A 20,164-nucleotide genomic window follows, 5' to 3' on the forward strand; every position below is an offset into this window, starting at 1 on the left:
GAGTTCATGTTCGGGGCCAGATGAAGACGGCCGCCGCGGTGGCGGTGCCGAGGAAGACGTAGCCGCGTTTGTCGTAGCGAGTGGCAACCGCTCGGGACTGCTTCAGACGGTTGATCGCCCGCTCGACGGTGTTGCGCTTCTTGTAGCGGTCCTCATCGAAGCCGGGCGGCCGTCCAGCGCGTGCGCCCTTGCACAAGCGAGCCGCCTGGCTGTAGGTCTTCTCCGGGATCGTGTGGCGGATTCCCCGCCGCCGCAGGTACTCGCGGATGGGACCGTTGCTGTAAGCCTTGTCGGCCGCCAGGCTGTCCGGCTTCTTGCACGGCCACCCCAGGCCAGGTCTCGGCACTCGGATCTTCTCCAGGACCGGCTTGAACTGGGTGCAGTCCGCCCGCTGACCTGGAGTGACAATCAGGGACAGCGGGCGGCAACGGCCGTCCGCGCTCAGATGGAACTTGCTGGTGAACCCGCCGCGCGAACGGCCCAGGCCCTCGCTTCCCGCACCACCTCCACCAAGCGGGCGACGAGACTCTGCCACGCTGTCTCGTCCTGGTGTTCCACCCCTGCGGCCCCCCTTTGAACCCGAGGCCGGCAGCGGGCCGGTTCGGGCTCCAGCCGCATGCTGACGCGCACGGACGATGATGGAGCCGACCGAAACATCCCAGTCGATCTCGCCAGAACCGTCAGCCGCGGCCTGGACCTGCTGAAGCAGACGTTCCCAGGTGCCGTCGGCCGACCACAAGCGATGGCGTTCGTAGACGGTCTTCCACGGCCCAAACCGATCCGGCAGATCACGCCACTGCACCCCGGTCCGCACCCGGTGCAGAATCCCGTCGATCACCTGCCGATATCCCGCCACCTGCCACAACGCCCGTTACTCACAGGCAGGAACGGCCGCAGCCGTTCCCACTCGGAATCACTCAGATCACCCCGCCCCACGCCCACAGCAACGACTCGCGCACGGAGCAGTCACATGATCGGCCGGACAAGTCCTAGGGTTCCCTGATGACGGGGTCGGTTCCGAAGCATCCAGCACTGGAAACTCAACGGCAGTCCTCCCGGTCTGCACAGGGGTGGTCACGGCCCAACCAGCACCGGAAAACCAGGGCCTCTTACAAACTCGCCAGCCCGGCCCCGTCGTTCGCACGCCTCCACACCAAGCTGCGAATGACGTGCGTAGTACCAGCATGATTCAAAATAACTTGCAGATCCACTCGGGATCCACAGCCAAGGTCCGCTCTGCTGACCCACAACACCCGGGCAGGGCAAGGCACCCGTCCACGGGCACCGATAGTGGACCGCAGACGGTCTCCGCACGCGATTCCGGAACCGGTTTGGCTACCTGACAGGATGTCGACCATGAGCTACTGGGACCCACTGCCGTCTGTTCGGGCTGCAGAGAATGGGCCGCTGCCCGACCCCGGCGGCGGCACGTGGCTGCCCGCCCCAGAATACCGCGGCAACTGGTGGAACACCCGCCCCGAGTACTGGGCGGAACACGACTGGCGCAACGTGCCGGGACCGTTCTACGGGGCCGGGACCGACAACTGCTGGATGGGCCGCCTGATCGCCCCCGCACACGTGCTCTACGACGACGAATGGGGCGCCGAGTTCATCTACCGCCAGCCCCGCGACACGGCGCAGGCGCTGGCACTGCTCGGCGCGGTCGCACAAGACCCGATGGCCGGCTACGCCTGCGACGGTGACGACCACTGGACCCCCCAGCTCGTCCGCGACTGGTGGAGGGAGCGCGGCCGGGTACGGGAGTGGGCCGCGACCCTGCACCGCGCCTGGTCAACCTCGAAGCGGGAGGCAGAACGCGAGGCAGCAGACGGGGCCCGGGAGTACGTCACGTACATCGACGGAGGACCTCGCGCAGGACCTCCGCCACTACCTCTTCTGGCTGTCCGAAGGCCGCCCTGCCAACCCCGGCGAACCCTTGCCGTCCCTCTCCCCACTTGGAACCTAACGTGTCATCCCCACAGGACAGCAGGAAGCCACACGGGCAAGAGCACCGGATCGCGCAGCACCCTCCCCACAGGAGAAGGCACTCAACACCAGCCGCACCGACTGGCGCTGCGACCTCGGAGGTCTTCCTCCGCTACAGGGAGGGAGCCCCCAGCTAGGGGCGACACAAGAGGAGGCGGCATTCTCCACTTTCACCGGAAAGATGGCAGCCCGTCACGGTTTCACGAACGTCGACATTGAGATTCTCGTCGGGGAACCAGGCTACTACACTCAAGTCTTTGTGAGGTTTACGCGTGGATAGCGATTCACTGACGCGAGAGATCGTTCAAGATTTGCGCCGGCGGGTGCTCGCTGGTGATTCCACTCTTTCGGTTCTCAGATGGCTGAAAAGCGATCTAGAGGGAAGGGGTGTGGATCCTGAAGCGAGTTCGTTTGTCATGATCCGGATGCTCAGGCGAGCCTTCGATATCGGTTTGTCCCCGGCCAGGCTGGTGGCGAGCTGGGATGAATTGAGCGACAAGGGCTACCTGAGCTCCGAAGAGCTGGTGCAGCGACTGGGGCCGTTGATCCCGCGAACGAAGGAGCTGTATCAGTAGCCTCTCTCGTCCGAGTGATGCGGGCGCCCGGACCATGGGTGACGTCAGGCTTCAGCGCCGCTTGAGCCACTTGACGATGGAGACGGCCAGGCCGATTACAACCACAGTGGTGATCACCATCATGACCTTCATTCCGGTGTCCATCATGCCGATCATCTGTTGGCTCCCTCGTTGTTTGTGGGCAGGTCGAACGCCTGGTCGTCGCTTTGCGGAGCGGGTAACTCCTCTGGTGGGCCGAGGACGGTGTCCCGGCTCAGTCCCCTCGTGCGCAGGCCGGACGGTAGCTGAGCAGGTCGCCCGGTTGGCAGTTCAGTGCCTGGCAGATGCTTGTCAGCGTCGTGAACCGAATCGCCCTCGCATGGCCATTCTTGAGGACGGACAGATTGACGTTGGTGACACCTACGCGAGCGGCAAGTTCAGCCAGCGTCATGCCTCGTTCAGCGAGCAGGTCATCGAGGTGTACCTGGATGTCGTTCGCCTCGGCGGGCATCAGACGGTTCCTTCGAGATCCCCGCGCATGGTGGCTCCGGCGCGCGTGATGCGCGCGAACGTGAGCAATCCCAGGGCGGTCAGGATCGTCAGGTAGGGGAATGTCGACGTGTGCAGCACGGCGTCGGCCGAGAATGTGACCTCTGTGGTGAGTGTGGCCAGCAGTGCCGCATGAGCGCCGGCCTGTGTGAGTGCGGCTGCCAGGCTGCCGAGGAGAAGCCACCAGCCGAGCAGGCGCAGGCTGGACGCAGTACGTAGCGTGTACACGCCTTCTTGAGCAGCTGCTCGCAGGAGGCCATTGAGTATGAGAAGTCCACCAGTCAGCAGGACGAGAGACGGGACGTCGCCAAGCACTGCAAGCAGTCGCTGTTGGCTGCTGGGGTGTTCAGCGCAGTACTGGGGGATGGCCTTGACATGCGCTCCCCCCCGTACGTCGAACAGGGCGTCGGCGGTGCTAGAGCTGCCGGCGATCCAATCCGCAGTGACACAGTTGTCCGTGCCGCTCCAGAACGGCACCGCGCCGTTGAACAGACTCAGGACAAAACTGATCAAGAGGAGACCGATCAGTAGGCGAAGGGCTCCCGAGACCACGGTAGAGAGGGGTTCAAGGAGCTTGCGGTCCTCCGGCACAGCGCCTCCCGTTGTATCGTTTATCGATGCTATCGATAAACGATACAAGGGAGGCGCTGTGTACGGAAGCCCAGAGCTCGCCCCGCTTCACTCACCGAAACAAGTCGCTTGAGTCTCTTGGCCCGATGACACGGCCTTACGAACAGGTCGGCTGTCAGGGCAACCCAAGAGGATCCGCCGGCAGCAGTTCTTGGGGGTGGGGCCAGGTCCCGGCCGGAAGGTATCTCGCCCCACTCGTGACGCCGACAGGTCGGCGGTGCGGCAACCGTGCCCTGGCCCGCACGGGTCCACAACCAGTTGCTCTCCGCACCCCTGCAACGCTGGAGCGACAAACGTGGAGAGAGCCGCGACTCTGCCATCCCCACAGGTATGCGAACCACCCACACCTGTGGGGACAGGCAAAGTGCGTCACGCCTGTCGAAGTACCACCGTGTCAGCCGGCTGTTGGTCGGCAGTCAGACCCCAGCCCACCGCTCTTGGTGAACTAGTAGTGCTTTGTTAGGTGGTGTCGTAGGTCTGCCAGGGGACGGTTTGTCGGCAGGTGGGGCAGGTTCCGGTCCAGGTGGCGATGAGGTGTTGGAGGAGGTCCAGGGCCTGGTAGAGGGTCAGGCCCTGGCAGGGGCTTTGGGCTGCTCCGCTGTTCGGTCAGGAACAGGTGGGCGGCGCTGACGAGGGTGACGTGGCGGTGCCAGCCGGTGAACGAGCGGCCTTCGAAGTGGTCCAGGCCCAGGGCCGTTTTCAGCTCGCGGTAGTCGTGCTCGATGCGCCAGCGGGACTTCGCGAGGCGGACCAGATCCTTGGCGGGAATGTCCGCGGGCAGGTTCGAGATCCAGTACTTCACCGGTTCCGCCTCGCCTTCGGGCCACTGCGCGATCAGCCAGAGGAGCGGGATCGTGCCGTCCTCGGCGGGTTTGGGCCGGCGGCCCGCAAGGCGGACCCGCAGGAGCACGAAGTGCGAGCTCATCGCGGCTTTGGAGCCCTTGCGCCAGGTCACGGCCCGGCCCCGTCGGCGTCCCGCGGCCAGCACGTGTTCGCGTAGGGACACGGGCCGGGTGCGGTAACGGGGCAGCGGGCGGGGGCCGAGCCCTGAACAGGCGGGCTGATGCGGCACCGCTTCCTCGCCATGAGCGGTCATCTCGGCCTTGACCTGCAGGACGTAGGCGAGCCCGCGGTCTTCCAGACCGCGGCGGAAGTCGGCGTTCGCGCCGTAGCCGGTGTCCGCGACCAGGGCGGCGGGCCGCAGGCCGATCCCGGCGAGTTCGTCGAGCATGTCCAGGGCGAGCTGCCACTTCGGGCGGTGGCATTCGCTGTCGGGGATCCGGCAGGCCGCCCGGCGCGGGGCCGCCTGGGGCCCGTCCCACGACCGTGGCAGGAACAGCCGCCAGGACAGCGGGCACGAGGCTGTGTCGGATGCGGCGTGGACACTGACACCGATCTGGCAGTTGCCGACCTTGCCCAGGGTGCCCGAGTACTGCCGGGCCACCCCGGGCGAGGCTGTGCCGTCCTTGGGGAAGCCGGTGTCGTCCACCACCCACACCTGCGGGCGGACCACTGCCACTGCCCGCCAGGCCAGCCGGGCCCGCACGTCGGCAACCGGCCAGGTCGAGGACGTCACGAACTGCTGCAACTGCTGATGGTCCACCCCAAGCCGCTCGGCCATCGGCTGCATCGACTTGCGCCGGCCGTCCAGGAGCAGGCCCCGCAGATACAACTGGCCCTTCGCCCGCTGGTCCCGCCGCACCAGCGGCGCAAACACCTCGGAAGCGAACTCCTCCAACCGGCCCCGCACCGCAGCAAGCTCCCCAACCCTCATACAGCCAGCGAACTACCAGACACCCGACGTGACAAGACCAGCTAACAAAGCACTACTAGGAACTGTCCGGCCGATCATGGGCAGAGTCGACCTTGCTGAAGTCGATTGCCCAGGTTCCGTTGGCGCGCGACCATCTCTAGATGGATCAGGTTGAGGTTCTGACGCTGGTGCGGGTTGTGCAGACGTGTTCTGCTTTCCCGTCCCAGTGGGATGCATGGACGGCGGAGGGCCAGTACCTGTCCCTTCGATACCGGCACGGTGCAGGCAGCGTCGAGCGGCATCCTGGCCCTGACATCGACACACCGGAGTCCTGGAATGAGGGTCTTTCGGAACTTCTGGGCGAATGGGACGACGGCAGTGGCAGCGGCGTCATCAGTCTTGAAGCCTTCCTCGCGGCCTCTGGCCTGGCGTTGGCCCCAGACGCATCGCTGGGATGACGTCGTGAAGCGCGGTCATGTTCGGAGCCAGATGACGACGGCTGCCGCCGTTGCAGTGCCGAGGAAGACGTAGCCGCGCTTGTCGTACCGAGTGGCAACGGCTCGGGCGTGCTTGAGCTTGTTGATGGCCCGCTCGACGGTGTTGCGCTTCCTGTAGCGGTCCTCGTCGAAGCCTGGGGGCCGTCCGCCCCGCGATCCCTTGCGTAGGCGGGCGGCCTGGCTGTCGGTCTTCTCCGGGATCGTGTGCCGGATGCCGCGGCGTCGCAGGTAGTCGCGGCAGGGCCCGTTGCTGTAGGCCTTGTCCGCGGCCAGGCTGTCCGGCCTTTTGCGGGGCCTGCCTGTCCCGAGTCGGGGAACGCGGATCTTCTCCAGGACCGGCTTGAACTGGGTGCAATCCGCTCGCTGCCCTGGCGTGACGACCAGGGACAGCGGACGACAGCGGCCGTCCGCGCTCAGGTGGAGCTTGGTCGTGAATCCGCCGCGCGAGCGGCCCAGGCCCTCACTTCCAGCACCACCTCCACCAGGCGGGCGACGAGGCTCCGCCAAGGCGTCTCGCCCTGGTGTTCTGCCAGCACGTCCCCCTTTGCGGAGGGAGCCGGCGGCGGATCGGTGCGGGCGCCGGCGGCATGCTGGTGAGCCCGCACGATGGTCGAGTCGACAGAAATGTCCCAGTCGATCTCACCCGCTGCATCGGCCTCTGCCTGGACCTGCCGGAGAAGGCATTCCCAGGTCCCGTCAGCCGACCACCGGCGATGTCGTTCGCAGACCGTCTTCCACGGCCTAAACCGTTCGGGCAGGTCACGCCACTGCACGCCGGTCCGGTCCCGGTGAAGAATCCCGTCGATCACCTGCCGATGGTCCCGCCACCTGCCCCAGCGCCTGTTGCTGACCGGCAGGAACGGCCGCAGCCGTTCCCACTCAGCGTCACTCGGATCACCCCGCCCCATCTCCCCGTCAACGAGTCCAAGACGGAGCAGTCACATGATCGGCCGGACAGCTCCAGCCGGCGCCAGTGTGCCGCACGCGGTCATGGACCTGGACCGCCTCAACCAGTCGTGGCCAGCACCTGACGAGGACCCGTTCAACTTCCGCCTGCTGCTGCGCAACCTGCGCGGCCTGACCGCCAACTACCTCGACGTCGGCGTGCGGCGGTTCGTCCTGGCCGGGGTCGCTGAGAACAAGGCCGACCTCGACGGCTACCAGGCCGCGATCGGCATGCCGCTCCAGGTATGCCGCCTGATCGCTTCCGCGAACGCTTTCCTCCGGACAGCATCTGGCAGCAGACTCACCTCACGGCCTTCGTCGCGGTCACGTGCACCTTGGTCGGAGCACATGATCAGACGAAGGCCGCCCCTATGTCCGGGGATTCTCCATGTGAGCGACGAAGTTCGAAGCGCCCTTCGAGGGACCCCCTCGAGCGAGCTCCTACCAGCCCATGTCCTTGGCCACCTCGGCCTGGGCTGTGGCGATCTCTTCCTCAGTGGACTCCATGACGTCCACGTCCTCCAAGCGTGCCAGCAGGTCCACGAGAGCCTGCTTCTGGGCCGGGTGCGTGATCGGTACGGTGTTCAGGTCGGTGCTCATCAGCCAGTCGAACAACACGATCGCGTCAGCACGCCACAGGCGGAGATCGACGGTCGGTGTAGAACCCCAGGGGAACCCAGTTTCCATGTGAGCATCTTGCCAGGTCAGAGCGCTGTGGCGCATCGCAGATCAAAGCTCACGCGGCTGCCTGCCCAACCTTCGACGTCGAGGCCGGAAGATAAAGAACAAGTTTAGGGCCTGTTGCGAAAGTGGCTCGCGAGATACCGGAGATCGGTGAGCTCATGCCTGCGGGTGGCGCTCGAAAGCGCCATCGCCGGTCTCGATACGAAGCGAACTTCGCGTCGGTCTCCTTGGGAAGGCCGGCACCTGGGAGGACGTCACGCCGCTCGCATATTCATTCGTCGGCCTAAGTGGGCGTCGGTCGGCTCCCCAGGTGATCAATAAGCGCGTGTGCAGTGACAGCGGTGATGTGGTGGCCAGGCGCCGACGGCCCGCTGACGTGGCCTGGACTCCAGCCCCGCCTGATGCCGTTCATGCCATAACGGACCGACCTCCGCGACGAGTTCGGCGATCACATTGGGCGACAGCCCTGTGATCCTCCGGTCGCTGACAATCAGTGCACGAGTCCCGTTCCCCACCACACGAACATGATCAGGGATCACGATCCAGCGTCGCACCGCCAACCATGCACGAGCTCGTTAGGGGAACGCTTGCCAGCCCGACCACGCCACCCTCCCCAGACACCCCGCAAGCAGGTCACTCCCAGTAGGAAGACTTCCCTATCCACAAGCTCGACAGTTTGACGACCCTCTCGTCAAGCTGGACCTTCCAGTGCCTCGCGGCTACCTCGTACGCGGCCTGCACCTCTTCCGGCCGACGGCAACAGTGGGTCATGGCGACCTGCTCCCACGCCCCTCGAATCCTCAATGCCTGCTCCACGATGTACAGGAGCTCCGCCTCGGCCTCTTCCTTAGGCTCCACGCAGGTCCCCCGGTCCATGAAGATCTACAGCGCACGCGCTCGTCCATGCCATGGTCTAGCGAATCAGGAGTGGTGCGCGCCGTTCCTCCATTCGCTCGGATGCATGCAGTCCCACATGTCCCGGGTCCACTCCTTAGCGAGGAAGATCGGACGGGTCAGGAGGATGTCACCCGCCCTCTGCACCCGAACAAACACCCCGAGCTCCGCCGACACCGGGCCCCCGTCAGGGGAGAACCTTGACTCGAAACCATGCTCCTCGTTGTACTCCTCCAGCCACTGCTCGACCACCGAAGGAACCCGCCCCACCAGCGGCATGCCCTCCGCCCTCACCTGCGGACCCCTCAACGCATCCACAGCAACCGCCGCAAGCCGGCCCGTATCCGTCCCGTACAGCGTCACGCCCAGCTCGGGAAACGAATGCTCCGTGTCCACGATCCAGTCACCAGGTCTGGCTGGCTCCGGAGGGAGTCCACTCAGCAGGGCAGCCGCCTCGACCAGTGGCATCCCAAACACCAGCCCACCGACACCGACCAACGGCTCATACACCCACTCACCACGATCCTCATCCCGCCTGACCTCCCAAGCCACTGCCTTCACCCCCACCAGCCCGGCCATGCTCTTTGCACCGCTCGATCCAGCAGCCCACCACACCACCCCGGACAACGTCCAGGTGGCTCAACCCGGAAGCTGGACAAACCTAGGGATCAGGACGGCACACCACACTTGGCTACCGAAATCAAAAGGCCAACGGCTCACACCCGCGTCTGCAGCACCTGGCCCCGCCAGAACGACCCGTCCAGCCGCAGCTCCTCGAACTCCAGGGTCGCGGTGAAACCCAACTCCTCGTACTCCCGCACAAAGCGGCCGTCCTCACCGGTCCAGCAGTGCGTCCGCAGCAGCCTCACACCACATCTGCCGGCCTGTGCACGGGCGTCATCGACCAAGGCCGCCATGCTGAGCTGCCGGAACCTCACCCTAGTCACCAGGAAATGCAGATACAGCTCAGGCTCCCCGGCCCACGGAGCAAACTCCGGGGCCTCACCAGTCAGCACAGAGCCACCCGTAATCCGGGTCAGCAGGTCCCAGCAGATCCGCGTCTCCCCAGCCCGGGCATGGCGCAGCACCTGCTTGACCACTCGCGGGGGTTCCTCCCACTCCAGCGTCTCGTACAAGTGGGGGTACTGGGCCGAAACCAGCCAGGAATCGTAGTCGTGGAGCATCGCCACGAAGTCCCCCACCTCATCCAGACCGCCCTCAGCGACCTTCATATCCCACATGTCATCCCTCCCCACACACCGTCGCTCCAGCCAATACTGCAGAACGAGGAACGCACCTCCCGCTGACTCCTCCTGCTCGACAACCTCTACCAACAGGCATCGCCGCTGAGGTGGCATGCCAGGCCCTCACTGAGTGATGTGCATCGTGAAGTAACAGGTCACGGGCCTGGTGTGCCTCGGCTCCGGGGGACTCATGCTGGTGACGGGCGGGGGACTTCGGTCGAGATCGCCGGTCAGCGGCCGGCGTCCCCGCTGGTGAGGATGAGGAGGCGTGGGCGCCCTCCCCCGTCATCGCCCACTGTCGCAGCGCCGCCCTAAATCCGCTGGCGGCCAAGGCATCGTCCTGCGACAGTGCGGGAATGGAGTGGAGAGCCGTTTGTGTGGCGGACGTCGACGCCCTCGCCGAACTGCTCGGCCGGGACGAGGAGGCGACGGTCGGTCGCCGCGAGTCCGGCCCCGCCGAGGCGCGCAGGATGCTGGCCGCCCCCGGGCTGGACCTGCCCTCCCGCACGTGGACCGCAGCGGGCCCCGGCGGCGGCCTGCTCGGCTTCGCTGCCCTCCATCCCGCGCCTCAGCCGGGCGAGCTGCGTGCCCAGTTGGTCGTCGCGCCGTCCCCGGATGCGCCTGCCGTCACCGCGGTCCTCCTGGACCGCCTCGACGTCTGGGCCGCCCACGACCTGCCGACCCCTGACACGCCGGTGACGCTGTATCTGCTTCCTGGCTGCTTCCCCCACGACCAGCTCCTCAGCCGCGGCTGGGCCGTCGTGGACAGCAGCAGCCGCCTCACCGTCGGCCTGGACGCCATCCGCCTCCCCGAGCGCCCCGCGCCTGCGGTGCGCTCGGCCCGGAACGAGACCGACCTCCGCACCGTCCACTCCGTGCTGAACGAGGCCTTCACCGACGATCCGGCGCACCCCCACCCAGACTTCGACGCCTTCCACGACGCCCAGAGCCGACGCGAGGGCTACAACCCCGACTTGTGGCTCCTCGCCGAACTCGACGGCGTCCCCGCCGGCGCCCTCATCGCCCGGGACCCCGTCGACCGCGCCTGGATCGCCTGGTTCGGCGTCCGCCCCGCCCACCGCCGCCACGGCCTCGGCGCCCAACTCCTCACCACCGTGTTCAGTCTCCTCCGCACCCGCGGCCACCGCACGGTCGGCGTCGACGTGGACACCCATAACGCCGGCGCCATGCAGGCTTACACCTCCGCCGGCATGACCCTTCTCGGCGCGGCCGACCAGTGGCGCAGGACCTACGTCTGAACCCGGCGCCCACCCTGCGTCAGGAGCCGACTATCGGTGGAGATCGCCGGTTCGTCAGGACGAGCAGGGCCTGCAGCAGCGCGGTCGCCCACCTCAGGTGGGTTCGGACCTTTGCGAGCACGCGCCGCTGTTCGTAGGCCTCGCGGTCGAAGGCTGGTGGCCGACCGCCGCGGCTGCCCAGCCGCCCACGGTCGGCGGCCTGGTCCACGGGCTGCCAGATCACCGCCCGGATCCCCCGCCGCCGCACATGGCGGCGGATCGCCCGGGACGAATCCGCCTTGTCGGCAAGGACAGCAGCTGGTGTGGTCCGAGGCATGCCGACCGGCCGGGGAACCCGTATCCGGTCCATGACCCTCCTCGAATGCGGGAGCGTCACCAGCCAACCTGAGCAGCTGGGTTCCAGGCTCAGAACTCCGCAGGTCGACAACCTGACGACTGCGCAGTTTCATCGGTCCGCGACAGCACGCCAGGGTGGCCACGCCGACATCATCTACGAGAGCCTGGACAGCGCCACCCCCTACCCGCTGATGGCCGCCGCCGAGCAGTGGTTCGAGCCCTAGTAGCCCGCCGGCTGTGGGCTACGGCGGGTTGTGCCCCAGCGGCCGGATATGGTCGAGGCGCTCTTGCGGACCGGTCCTACGCTGGAGGCATGGCCACCGATCCCCTGCTGAGACAAGGCCCCGACTCAACGGATCTGGTCCTGCGCGTCGGCCCGGCCGGGCCGACGTGGAACGTACTGACCTCGGCGGGGCCGGCGCTGTTCACTCCGCTCGCTCTCGGCGTGCCGACCCTGGTCGTCGCCTTCTGGATGGCCCTGGCGGGAGCGCGGGCGTCGACCGTGTTCGTGGTGGTGGGGGTGATGGCCGGGCTGGGGTACCTGATCGGTTGGCTGGCGCTGGCCTCTTCCCGGGCCCGGGAGATCCTGCGGGTGGAGTTCGCACCGGCCGGGGTGCCCGCGTCTTTGCGGTTGGTCCGGGCCGCCGGGCCGGACGACTGGCTGCCCGTCAAGACCCTGCGCGAGGTGCGGCTGACGCACACGGTGGTGGAACCGTACCGGGGGGACTGCAAGCCAGCCGTCTCCACGCTCACGCTGGAACTCGTCGTGCGGGGCGTCCGGGAGCGGCTCGCGCTCCCGTTCGGCGGCGACCCGCAGCGACTCGCCAATGAGCTGAAGGCTCTGCTCGGCCCGGCCGGGGTCGTGGTGGAACTGCGCACCGAGCGCAGCACGCGCGATCGGCCACAACCCCACTCCGGCTGGACTTCCGGCGGTTCGGCTTCGGCCGGCTCGGGTGGCGGCTGACCCCGGGCTGCCCGGGGCACTCCCCGGTCGGGCGTGCTGAGCCGCCGGGTCGGCTCGCGGCCCCAGCCGGGTCCTCCGGCCATGGATCAGCCGGCAGGTCTTCAACACCGAACGGCAGGAGTGGCGCCAAGGCGTCGAGGCGGCCTTCCGGTAGCGCGAACGCAAGGGCGGCCTCCAGGTCGTCCCCTACGACCAGACCGAAGGCCCCTGTCCGCTCGGGTGGTGGCTCTCCGACCAGCGCAGGACCTTCCGCGCCGGAGCGATGACCGGGGAACGGGCCGCCGAGCTGGAGGGCACCCGCCTCGTCGCCATCGTCCCCGGGATCACCCGGCACGGCGAAGACATCGGCCGCTGGCTGAACGAAGAGCAGCATGCCCGGCTCGGCGAACTCGGCATTACCCCGGCACGGGTCGTACGGGCCGGTCAGGCGCCTGCGGAGTCCGCCGCGACCACCAGTCGGGCCGGGACGCGGCACCGTTCCAGAAGGGCAGCCGGGCCCTCACGCAGTACATCCGGCGCGAAGGCGGCATGCCCGGGCAGAAGACACGTCCGGCGAGCAAGTCCTCGACCGAGGACATGTCCTCCTACAAGTGGGGCGGACAGCGCTCCCACAGCGGCAGTCAGGGGCCCACGTACGACCAGCTGTACGAGGAGGCCAAGCGCCGTAACCTGCACGGCCGTTCGTCCATGGACAAGGCCGAACTCAAGCGCAAGCTCGGCCACTGAACCGGGCCAGCGGAACGGCACGCACATGAACCGGGCAGCGCTCTTCGACGTGGACGGCACCTTCGCCGACACCAACCACCTGCACGTCACCTGCTGGTGGGAGGCCCTGCGACAGGCGGGCCATGACGTCGCCATGCACGCCATACACGGCGCGATCGGCCTGCCCGGCGAGGACCTGCTCGCCCACCTGCTGGGCGAGGACCAAGACACCGGCGAGGACGACATCCTGACCGCCGCGCACGACACCCTCTACGGCACCTACTTCGACCGCTTGCCCGCACTGGACTCGGCGGCCGACCTGCTGCGCGCGGTGGACCGGAAGGGCTGGCGGGTGGTGCTGGTCACCCCCGCGCAGCCAGCAGAACTGGAAGCCCTGCGGCGGGCCGTGAACGCCGACGACGTCATCGCCGTGACCACCGGCGCCGACGACGTGGAGCACGGCAAACCCGCACCCGACCCAGTGCACCATGCCCTCGGCCTCGTGGGCGCCACCGTCCGTGTAGCGGATCCGTGCCCACACGGGCAGGACGAGGAAGAGCGCGGAAGGCGACCGGGCCGATGAGGGCACCTGTCGCCTGCGAGCCCAGCACCACGGTGATCAGGCGATCAGGCAGATGGTCCGGTCGGTCTGGTCGAGCTCCGCCAAAACCCGGGTGAAGGCGACCGTCAGCAGGAACCCGGAGAGGAGCGCGTCACCAGTAGTGCCGCCGGCCCCCGACCGCGTGCCCCACCCCGCCGAGGACCCAGAGGACCACGCCCACCAGGAGGAGGATCAGGCCGAGCGTCCAGAGGATCGATATCCCGAAGACGAAGCCGAGGATCAGCAGAATTACTCCGAGGACGATCATGAGAAGGCCTCCTTGCCCTCTTGGAAGGACGGACACTCGGCGCCTACCACGAAGCAGCCGGTTCATGCGTCCTCCCGAGGAAGACATTCCGCCCCCGTTACCTGGGCCGAGTGCGTTTACGTCCGTCTCCGGCATGGGTGTGTGTCCGGCGGCATTCGGGGCAGGCGCACGGCGAAGATCCGAACGGCGAAGGAGGCAGGCATGGCTGACAGAGGGGCTATGGACAAGGCCAAGGGAAAGGCGAAGGAAGCCGTGGGCAAGGTCACCGGCAATGACCGGCTGACGGCCGAGGGGAAGATCGACCAGGTGAAGGGCGAGGCCAAGGAGGCCAAGGAGGACGCCAAGGACGCGCTGCGCGGCAAGCGCCGCAGGACCTGATCGCGGCGGGGGCCGGCTCCCCGGCCGGGGAGCCGGCCGTACGGCTGCCCGCGACGGGCAGGCGGCTGACGTGAACGCACCTCGAAGGAGACGTCGTGAAGGAGACGGGACTCGACGCGTTCACCGGCATCCTGGACGCGCCCGTGTACGTGGTCACGGTGGCGGTCGGAGGTGAGCGGGCCGGCTGCCTCGTGGGCTTCGCCTCGCAGTGTTCGATCCGGCCACCGCGTTTCACGGTGTGGCTCTCCCGGCTCAACCGCACGTACGACGTCGCCCTCGGAGCCTCGCACCTGGCGGTGCACCTACTCGATCACGACCACCGGTGGATGGCGGAACTCTTCGGGGGCGAGACGGGTGACCAGGTGGACAAGTTCGCACGCGTCTCCTGGCGGCCCAGTGCCGACGGCAGCCCGCTGCTGGCCGACGTCCCTGCCTGGTTCGTCGGCCGGATCGAGTCGCGGATCGACGGCGGCGACCACGTGGGCTTCGTCCTTGCGCCCACCGAGGTGTCACCGCCGGCCCGGCCGGGCCCGGCCCTGCTGCGGTACGCCGACGTCAAGAAGATCGACCCGGGCCACCCGGCGTGACCGCCGACCGGTACGAGGCACAGGCCGATCGTCATCACGAGGCGGGGCAATGCGCCTCCGTAGTGAAGGAGTACAGCCATGGGAACCGTTCCCGTACCGACCGACCCCGACATCACCCCCGTCCCACCGCCCGACCCTCCGAAGCCGCCGGACCCGCCGGAACCCGCGGAGCCGCCGAGCCCGCCGGAACCAGCAGAGCCGCCGAAACCGAGGGAACCGCAGACCCCACCCGGGCCGACCTCGCCGACCGGGCCGGATCAGCCGGCCCGCCCCGCCCCCGGCCCTGAGCCTCCCCGCCCCGAGCCGGGCAGGCCCCGCCCCGCCGAGCCCCCCGACTGACGGATAGGCAGTCCGGCCGGCCTTGTGGTTGCCCGGCCTGGATCTTCGCCCCGGATCCATGACCCCCAGGTGGTCAAGAAGGTGTGGCACTACCTCGCGCGTTTCGGAGCGCCCGCGAAGGAGCCGGACGAATCGGTGAGTCCGGCGCCGGTGGAGGGGCTGTGCTCGACGGCCTTCGCTGACGGGCTCGTGCCCGAGGGGCTCCTCCCTCATCCGGCCGATGCCCCGCCTCCCGACCGCTCCCGACCGCGCCCGCCACGGACTTCTCTCCGAGGAGGAGTGGCTCCTCTCAAGGACGGACATCCGCAAGCGCTTCCCCCAGCCTGCGCGCGCCCTCGGTCAGCTCGGCGTGGTCGGCGGTCGCTGCGAATCCGATGCGCAGGTGGGCCGCGGGCGGTTCGGTGGCGAAGTAGCGGCTGCCGGCGCTCACGGCGACGCCGCGTTGCCGGGCGGCGGCGGTGAGGACCGTGTCGTCCACGCCCGGCGGCAGGCGGACCCACAGGTGCAGTCCGCCCGTGGGCAAGCCGGTCAACGTCGCGCCGGGGATCTCCTGCGTGACTGCGGCGGCCAGTACGGCGCACCGTTCCCTCAGGGCCGCGCCGAGAGCGCGGACGTGCCGGTCCCAGGAGGGGGAGCTGAGCACCTCCAGCGCGGCTTCCTGGAGCGGGCGCGTGACGAAGAAGTCGTCGACCAGACGTACTGCACGCATGCGCTCCATGACCGGCCCGCGGGCCACCAGTGCCCCGATGCGCAGGCTCGGTGCGGCGGGCTTGGTCAGGGAGGTGACGTGGACGACCGTGCCGTCGCGGTCGTCGGCTACCAGCGGGCGCGGCACGGCGCCGCCGTGTCCCAGGTGCCGTGCGAAGTCGTCCTCCAGCACGAACGCGCCCGAGGCGCGCGCCACGTCGATGATCTGGCGGCGCCGTTCGGGTGTGAGGGCGGTGCCGGTCGGGTTCTGGTAGGTCGGCTGGCAGTACAGCAGCCGCGCGCCGGTCATCGCGAACGCGTCGGCCAGCAGGTCGGGCCTGAGGCCGTCGCCGTCGAGCGGTACCGGAACGGGGCGCAGCCCCGCTGCGCGGGCGGCGGCCAGGGCCCGGGGGTAGGTCGGGGACTCGACCAGGACCGGGCTGCCGGGCCCGGCGATGGCCCGGAACGCGATCGACAGGGCGCTCTGCCCGCCGGCGGTGATCAGCACGTCGTCCGGGGCCACGCTGCCGCCGACGACCCGGGCGAACACGGTGCGCAGCGCCGTCAGGCCGCCGGCCGGGGCGCGGTCCCAGGCGTCGGGCCGGCGTGCCGCCCGCGCCATCGCCGCGCTCAGGGCCCGGGTGGGCTGGAGCGACCGGTGCACGTAGCCGCCGTCCATCGTGATCGTGCCAGCCGGCGGCGGGCCGAGCGGGTCGGCGATCAGGTGGGTGTCGACGGCCCGGTCGGTGAGGGCGACCGTCTGCCACGACGTGTCGCCGGAAGCGCCTCCGTCGTGGCGCCGGGTGCGCTGGGCCACGTACGTCCCGCTGCCCGGACGGGTCACCACCGCGCCCTCGGCGGCCAGCGCGGCGATGGCCCGCGCCACGGTCGCGGGGCCGACCCGGTACTCCTTGGTCAGCTCCCGGCTGCTCGGCAGTCGGTCTCCGGGCGACAGCCGGGAGAGCAGTACACGGAGGCTGTCGGCCAACTCACCAGAAGTGCTACTGTCATTCATGAGAGACAACAGTAGCGCTTCTGGTCCTGGTCAGGAAGCACTTCGGCTGGACGTCGCCGCCCTGCGGGCCGACACCCCGGGGTGCCGCCAGGCCGTCCACTTCAACAACGCGGGCTGCGGGCTGCTGGCGGCCCCGGTCCTCGACGCGATGATCGGCCATCTGCACCTCGAGGCGCGGCTCGGCGGTTACGAGGCCTCGGCCGCACGGGCCGCCGAAGTCCGCGGTTTCTACACGGAGATCGCCGCCCTCATCAACACCACGCCCGACAACATCGCCTTCGCCGGCAGCGCCACCCACGCCTACGCCAACGCCCTGTCGTCTATCCCGTTCGAGGCCGACGACGTCATCCTCACCACCCGCGACGACTTCGTCTCCAACCAGATCGCCTTCCTGTCCCTGCGCAAGCGGTTCGGCGTACGCATCGTCCACGCCCCCAACACTCCGGAAGGCGGGGTCGATGTGGAGGCGATGGCCGCACTGATGCGGAGCCACCGCCCCCGCCTGGTGTCCGCCACCCACGTCCCCACCAACTCGGGCCTCGTCTCGCCCGTCGCCGAGATCGGCCGCCACTGCCGGGAGCTGGACCTGCTCTACCTGGTCGACGCCTGCCAGTCGGTCGGTCAGTTCGTCATCGACGTGGAGGAGATCGGCTGCGACCTCCTCACCGCCACCTGCCGCAAGTTCCTCCGCGGCCCGCGCGGCTCCGGATTCCTGTACGTGTCCGACCGCGTCCTGCGCGCCGGATACGAACCGCTGTTCATCGACATGCACGGCGCCCGATGGACCGAGCCGGGCGGCTACGAACCCGTGGCGACGGCGGCCCGGTTCGAGGAATGGGAGTTCCCGTACGCCACGGTGCTCGGCAGCGCCGCGGCCACGCGCTATGCCCGCACGGTCGGCATCCGGGCCATCGAACAGCGCACCCCGGCGCTCGCGGCCCGCCTGCGCGACCGGCTCGCACCGATCCCGGGGGTGCGCGTGCTCGACCGCGGCCCGCGCCTCGCCGCGCTCGTCACCTTCCGGATGGCGGGCTGGCAGCCGCAGCCCTTCAAGGCGGCCATGGACGCCCGCGGCATCAACTCCGCCCTCAGCTTCCGCGAGTTCGCGCAGTTCGACTTCGGGGACAAAGACGTCGACTGGTGCCTGCGCCTGTCGCCGCACTACTACAACACCGAGGAGGAGGTGGACCACGTCGCGGACGTGGTCGCCGAGCTCGCCGGCCGGGGACGGCGATGACCACCGCGCAGACACGCACCGAGGAACCGACCGGGGAGCCGGCCGGGGAGCCGGCCGGCGAAAGCCTCTGGCGCAACGCCGACTTCCTCAGGTTCTGGCTCGGCGAGACCCTTTCGCTCCTCGGCACCCAGGTCACGAACCTCGCCCTGCCGCTCACCGCCATCGTCGCCTTCAAGGCCACCGACGAACAGGTCGGCGTCCTGCGGTTCCTGCAGCTCGTGCCGTACCTCGGGCTCGCCCTGGTCTTCGGCGTGTGGGTGGACCGCGCCCGACGGAGACGGATCATGCTGGGCGCCAACCTCGTCCGGATGATCCTGCTGGCCCTCGTCCCCGTCCTGTACTGGGCGGACGCGCTCGGCCTGGGCGCTCTGCTGGTGATCGCCTGCGCCGTCGGCGTCGCCTCGGTGCTGTTCGACGTGAGCTGGATGTCGTACGTACCGACTCTCGTGCGCGACCCCGAGCGCTATGTGGAAGCCGGCGCCAAGATGGGGATGAGCTCCTCGGCCGCCGACGTGGCGGGTCCCGGACTCGCGGGTGTCCTGGTCGGCGCCCTGACCGCGCCCGTGGCCCTGATCGTGGACGCCTTCTCCTATCTGGTGTCCGTGATCTCGTTGCTGCTCATCCGCACGCCGGAACCCCCTCCCGAGCCACCCGCGGCGCCACGGCACCTGCCCACCGAACTCCGGGACGGCCTCCGCCTGGTGTTGAGGAACCCGGTGCTGCGGTCACTGGCGTTGATCGGGTTCTGCTGCAACTTCTCCATGGTTACCGTGTGGACGATGTTCCTGCTGTACGGAACGCGCGACCTGAACCTGGATTCGACGACGCTCGGCGGCATCTTCGCCACGGCCTCCGTGGGCGGCCTGATCGGCGCGGCGATCTCCCGCAGGGTCATCCGGCGCTTCCGGCTCGGCCGTGTCTACCTCGTGGCCCAGTCGGCCCTGCTCGTCGGCCCGACCCTGATCGTCCTGGCCGGCGGACCCAGGCCGGTGATGGTGGGGATGTTCGTCCTCTCCTTCTTCACCACCTACCTCGGACTCGGCGTCGCCGGTGTCGTCATCGTCAGCCTGCGCCAGGCCAGCACCCCGCGGTCGATGATGGGCCGGATGACGGCGGTCTTCCGCACCCTGCTGTTCGGCGGCGGCGCCCTCGGCGGCCTGTCCGCAGGCCTGCTGTCCGGCCGGATCGGCGCCCACGGGGCATTGACCGTGGCCGCGATCGGCTCCGCCACCGTGCTGATCGCGCTCGCCCTGTCCCCGGTGAGCCGACTGCGCGGCCTGCCGCCGGCACCGGAAGAACCCCTCACGGCAGCAACGGCGGGCCGGACTGCGAGCTGACCCCGGACCGCCAGGCAGGGCCCACCCGAAACGGTGGGCCCTGCACAGCACGTCTGCTGAGGTGACCGACCGCAGACCGCTTCGCCGCCCACGGGGCAGTCCCGCTCGCCAGTGACTGGCGCCGGGGGCTAAAGAGCGAGCTTGAACCCGTCGTGACTGCGCGCGAAGCCCAGCCCGCCATAGAAGCGGTGCGCGTCCTCGCGCCGCTTGTTGCTGGTCAGCTGGACAAGCGCGCAGCCACGCGTGCGGGCCCGCTCGATCGTGCGATCCATCAGGATCCGTCCGAGCCCGCCGCCCCGACGGTCCGCGCGGACCCGCACGGCCTCGATCAGGGCCCGCTCGGCCCCGCCCTTCCCCAGCCCCGGGATGTACGTCACCTGCAGACAGCCAACCACTCTGCCGCCATCGCCCTGACCGTCTACGCCTTCGACCAGGACCAGAACCTCATTGCGCGGGTCGGCGTCGATTGCCGCGAAGGCCCGCTCGTACGCCTCGTCAACCACGAGCGCCGCCGGGTCCACCACGTTCTCCTCGTCAGCGAGCAGAGCGAGCACCGCAGGCAGGTCGGCGCGCGCCGCGGGGCGCAGCGTGAGAGCGGCCACGTGGACAGATTCAGAGGCAGATGACATGGCACCGACCATAACCGGCCCTCATCGGGACCTTCCGACCTGCTCCTGATCACGCCTCCGCACAGGCCCTAGCCATGAGGCGTCGA

The 20,164-nt window shown here is 68.8% G+C and carries 19 protein-coding genes and 5 pseudogenes; 11 read left to right on the top strand and 13 right to left on the bottom strand.

The genetic code is table 11. From position 1 onward, the window contains the following. Positions 1-4: 4 nt before the first annotated feature. Positions 5-936 (bottom strand): IS5 family transposase gene (locus tag ACIPW5_RS29550; RefSeq protein ID WP_401251230.1). Its coding sequence is split into 2 segments (ribosomal slippage): positions 5-846 and positions 846-936, totalling 933 coding nucleotides; the frame shifts between segments, so codons are not numbered across the junction. Between the two features lie 1,322 nt (positions 937-2,258). On the opposite strand from ACIPW5_RS29550, the gene ACIPW5_RS29555 reads away from it, so the two are divergent. Then, entirely contained in the window at positions 2,259-2,561 is a 303-nt protein-coding gene (locus ACIPW5_RS29555; protein WP_401251233.1) for a hypothetical protein, read from the top strand. A 253-nt stretch (positions 2,562-2,814) separates the two neighbouring features. Here the strand turns inward: ACIPW5_RS29555 and ACIPW5_RS29560 are convergent, their stop codons facing one another. From ACIPW5_RS29560 to ACIPW5_RS29570, 3 genes and pseudogenes are all read right to left on the bottom strand, one after another. Beyond that, positions 2,815-3,051 carry a helix-turn-helix domain-containing protein gene (locus ACIPW5_RS29560; RefSeq protein ID WP_401251236.1) on the bottom strand — a complete coding sequence of 79 codons (237 nt, stop codon included), beginning with the start codon at positions 3,049-3,051 and terminating at the stop codon, positions 2,815-2,817. Further along, positions 3,051-3,680 (bottom strand): hypothetical protein, encoded by a 630-nt coding sequence (locus ACIPW5_RS29565; protein WP_401251238.1) that lies wholly within the window; start codon positions 3,678-3,680, stop codon positions 3,051-3,053. The genes ACIPW5_RS29560 and ACIPW5_RS29565 overlap by 1 nt, the downstream gene beginning before the upstream one ends. A 569-nt stretch (positions 3,681-4,249) precedes the next feature. Next, positions 4,250-5,493 (bottom strand): annotated as a pseudogene (locus tag ACIPW5_RS29570) (IS701 family transposase); the annotation flags it as partial. Positions 5,494-5,633: 140 nt separating this feature from the next. Here ACIPW5_RS29570 and ACIPW5_RS29575 point away from each other — a divergent pair. Then, positions 5,634-5,930, top strand: coding sequence for a hypothetical protein (locus ACIPW5_RS29575; RefSeq protein ID WP_401251241.1), 297 nt, complete (start codon positions 5,634-5,636; stop codon positions 5,928-5,930). Positions 5,931-5,945: 15 nt separating this feature from the next. Here the strand turns inward: ACIPW5_RS29575 and ACIPW5_RS29580 are convergent. The 5 genes from ACIPW5_RS29580 to ACIPW5_RS29600 all read right to left on the bottom strand — a co-directional run bounded on the left by ACIPW5_RS29580 (position 5,946) and on the right by ACIPW5_RS29600 (position 9,733). After that, positions 5,946-6,877, bottom strand: a protein-coding gene (locus tag ACIPW5_RS29580; protein WP_401251244.1) for an IS5 family transposase whose coding sequence is annotated in 2 segments (ribosomal slippage) — positions 5,946-6,542 and positions 6,545-6,877 — 930 coding nt in all. Because the reading frame shifts where the segments join, the coding sequence is not laid out codon by codon here. Positions 6,878-7,355: 478 nt separating this feature from the next. Continuing rightward, positions 7,356-7,514, bottom strand: coding sequence for a hypothetical protein (locus ACIPW5_RS29585; RefSeq protein WP_401251247.1), 159 nt, complete (start codon positions 7,512-7,514; stop codon positions 7,356-7,358). Positions 7,515-8,231: 717 nt separating this feature from the next. Then, positions 8,232-8,456, bottom strand: a complete 225-nt coding sequence (locus ACIPW5_RS29590) for a hypothetical protein (RefSeq protein ID WP_401251250.1) — start codon at positions 8,454-8,456, stop codon at positions 8,232-8,234. 63 nt (positions 8,457-8,519) lie between these two features. Next, on the bottom strand, positions 8,520-9,071 hold the full coding sequence (locus tag ACIPW5_RS29595) for a hypothetical protein (protein ID WP_401251252.1): 552 nt from the start codon (positions 9,069-9,071) through the stop codon (positions 8,520-8,522). Between the two features lie 137 nt (positions 9,072-9,208). Continuing rightward, positions 9,209-9,733, bottom strand: coding sequence for a GNAT family N-acetyltransferase (locus ACIPW5_RS29600; RefSeq protein WP_401251255.1), 525 nt, complete (start codon positions 9,731-9,733; stop codon positions 9,209-9,211). A 380-nt stretch (positions 9,734-10,113) separates the two neighbouring features. Here ACIPW5_RS29600 and ACIPW5_RS29605 point away from each other — a divergent pair, with 380 nt between their 5' ends. Beyond that, entirely contained in the window at positions 10,114-10,995 is an 882-nt protein-coding gene (locus tag ACIPW5_RS29605; RefSeq protein ID WP_401251258.1) for a GNAT family N-acetyltransferase, read from the top strand. Between the two features lie 19 nt (positions 10,996-11,014). On the opposite strand, the pseudogene ACIPW5_RS29610 reads toward ACIPW5_RS29605, so the two are convergent. Next, positions 11,015-11,378, bottom strand: a pseudogene (locus tag ACIPW5_RS29610) (IS5/IS1182 family transposase); the annotation flags it as partial. A 266-nt stretch (positions 11,379-11,644) separates the two neighbouring features. Between ACIPW5_RS29610 and ACIPW5_RS29615 the strand changes: the two are divergent. From ACIPW5_RS29615 to ACIPW5_RS29630, 4 genes and pseudogenes are all read left to right on the top strand, one after another. Next, positions 11,645-12,295 carry a hypothetical protein gene (locus ACIPW5_RS29615; protein ID WP_401251261.1) on the top strand — a complete coding sequence of 217 codons (651 nt, stop codon included), beginning with the start codon at positions 11,645-11,647 and terminating at the stop codon, positions 12,293-12,295. A gap of 169 nt (positions 12,296-12,464) precedes the next feature. Then, positions 12,465-12,575 (top strand): annotated as a pseudogene (locus ACIPW5_RS29620) (helicase associated domain-containing protein); the annotation flags it as partial. 272 nt (positions 12,576-12,847) lie between these two features. Further along, positions 12,848-13,021 (top strand): annotated as a pseudogene (locus tag ACIPW5_RS29625) (plasmid stabilization protein); the annotation flags it as partial. A 25-nt stretch (positions 13,022-13,046) separates the two neighbouring features. Further along, a pseudogene (locus ACIPW5_RS29630) lies at positions 13,047-13,508 on the top strand (HAD family hydrolase); the annotation flags it as partial. A gap of 205 nt (positions 13,509-13,713) precedes the next feature. Here the strand turns inward: ACIPW5_RS29630 and ACIPW5_RS29635 are convergent. Beyond that, the gene (locus ACIPW5_RS29635; protein ID WP_401251264.1) at positions 13,714-13,869 is read right to left on the bottom strand and encodes a DUF6131 family protein; all 156 of its coding nucleotides are present in this window, start codon (positions 13,867-13,869) and stop codon (positions 13,714-13,716) included. A gap of 201 nt (positions 13,870-14,070) precedes the next feature. Between ACIPW5_RS29635 and ACIPW5_RS29640 the strand changes: the two genes are divergently transcribed. Beyond that, on the top strand, positions 14,071-14,247 hold the full coding sequence (locus tag ACIPW5_RS29640; protein WP_401251267.1) for a CsbD family protein: 177 nt from the start codon (positions 14,071-14,073) through the stop codon (positions 14,245-14,247). A 95-nt stretch (positions 14,248-14,342) separates the two neighbouring features. Next, positions 14,343-14,834, top strand: coding sequence for a flavin reductase family protein (locus tag ACIPW5_RS29645; RefSeq protein ID WP_401251270.1), 492 nt, complete (start codon positions 14,343-14,345; stop codon positions 14,832-14,834). Positions 14,835-15,462: 628 nt separating this feature from the next. Here ACIPW5_RS29645 and ACIPW5_RS29650 read toward each other — a convergent pair. Further along, complete coding sequence (locus ACIPW5_RS29650) at positions 15,463-16,875, bottom strand: PLP-dependent aminotransferase family protein (RefSeq protein ID WP_401251272.1); 1,413 nt, start codon at positions 16,873-16,875, stop codon at positions 15,463-15,465. Between ACIPW5_RS29650 and ACIPW5_RS29655 the strand changes: the two genes are divergently transcribed. Together ACIPW5_RS29655 and ACIPW5_RS29660 are read left to right on the top strand one after the other, a co-directional pair. Further along, a complete protein-coding gene (locus tag ACIPW5_RS29655; protein ID WP_401251275.1) occupies positions 16,874-18,112 on the top strand; it encodes an aminotransferase class V-fold PLP-dependent enzyme in 1,239 nt (412 codons plus the stop codon). The two genes, ACIPW5_RS29650 and ACIPW5_RS29655, sit on opposite strands and share 2 nt — an antisense overlap. After that, entirely contained in the window at positions 18,109-19,449 is a 1,341-nt protein-coding gene (locus tag ACIPW5_RS29660; RefSeq protein WP_401251277.1) for an MFS transporter, read from the top strand. Before ACIPW5_RS29655 ends, ACIPW5_RS29660 begins: the two co-directional genes overlap by 4 nt. A 128-nt stretch (positions 19,450-19,577) precedes the next feature. Here the strand turns inward: ACIPW5_RS29660 and ACIPW5_RS29665 are convergent, their stop codons facing one another. Further along, on the bottom strand, positions 19,578-20,078 hold the full coding sequence (locus ACIPW5_RS29665) for a GNAT family N-acetyltransferase (protein ID WP_401251279.1): 501 nt from the start codon (positions 20,076-20,078) through the stop codon (positions 19,578-19,580). Positions 20,079-20,164: the final 86 nt, after the last annotated feature.

The organism is Streptomyces sp. NPDC090077 (assembly GCF_044747545.1).
Taxonomy (GTDB): Bacteria; Actinomycetota; Actinomycetes; order Streptomycetales; family Streptomycetaceae; genus Streptomyces.

Bases quoted from the DNA above. Each gene is read 5' to 3' on its own strand.
- ACIPW5_RS29635 (WP_401251264.1), bottom strand. From the start codon at position 13,869: ATGATCGTCCTCGGAGTAATTCTGCTGATCCTCGGCTTCGTCTTCGGG.
- ACIPW5_RS29595 (WP_401251252.1), bottom strand. From the start codon at position 9,071: ATGGCCGGGCTGGTGGGGGTGAAGGCAGTGGCTTGGGAGGTCAGGCGG.
- ACIPW5_RS29575 (WP_401251241.1), top strand. From the start codon at position 5,634: ATGGATCAGGTTGAGGTTCTGACGCTGGTGCGGGTTGTGCAGACGTGT.
- ACIPW5_RS29650 (WP_401251272.1), bottom strand. From the start codon at position 16,875: ATGAATGACAGTAGCACTTCTGGTGAGTTGGCCGACAGCCTCCGTGTA.
- ACIPW5_RS29600 (WP_401251255.1), bottom strand. From the start codon at position 9,733: ATGTGGGATATGAAGGTCGCTGAGGGCGGTCTGGATGAGGTGGGGGAC.
- ACIPW5_RS29585 (WP_401251247.1), bottom strand. From the start codon at position 7,514: ATGAGCACCGACCTGAACACCGTACCGATCACGCACCCGGCCCAGAAG.
- ACIPW5_RS29660 (WP_401251277.1), top strand. From the start codon at position 18,109: ATGACCACCGCGCAGACACGCACCGAGGAACCGACCGGGGAGCCGGCC.
- ACIPW5_RS29655 (WP_401251275.1), top strand. From the start codon at position 16,874: ATGAGAGACAACAGTAGCGCTTCTGGTCCTGGTCAGGAAGCACTTCGG.
- ACIPW5_RS29615 (WP_401251261.1), top strand. From the start codon at position 11,645: ATGGCCACCGATCCCCTGCTGAGACAAGGCCCCGACTCAACGGATCTG.
- ACIPW5_RS29560 (WP_401251236.1), bottom strand. From the start codon at position 3,051: ATGCCCGCCGAGGCGAACGACATCCAGGTACACCTCGATGACCTGCTC.
- ACIPW5_RS29665 (WP_401251279.1), bottom strand. From the start codon at position 20,078: ATGTCATCTGCCTCTGAATCTGTCCACGTGGCCGCTCTCACGCTGCGC.
- ACIPW5_RS29640 (WP_401251267.1), top strand. From the start codon at position 14,071: ATGGCTGACAGAGGGGCTATGGACAAGGCCAAGGGAAAGGCGAAGGAA.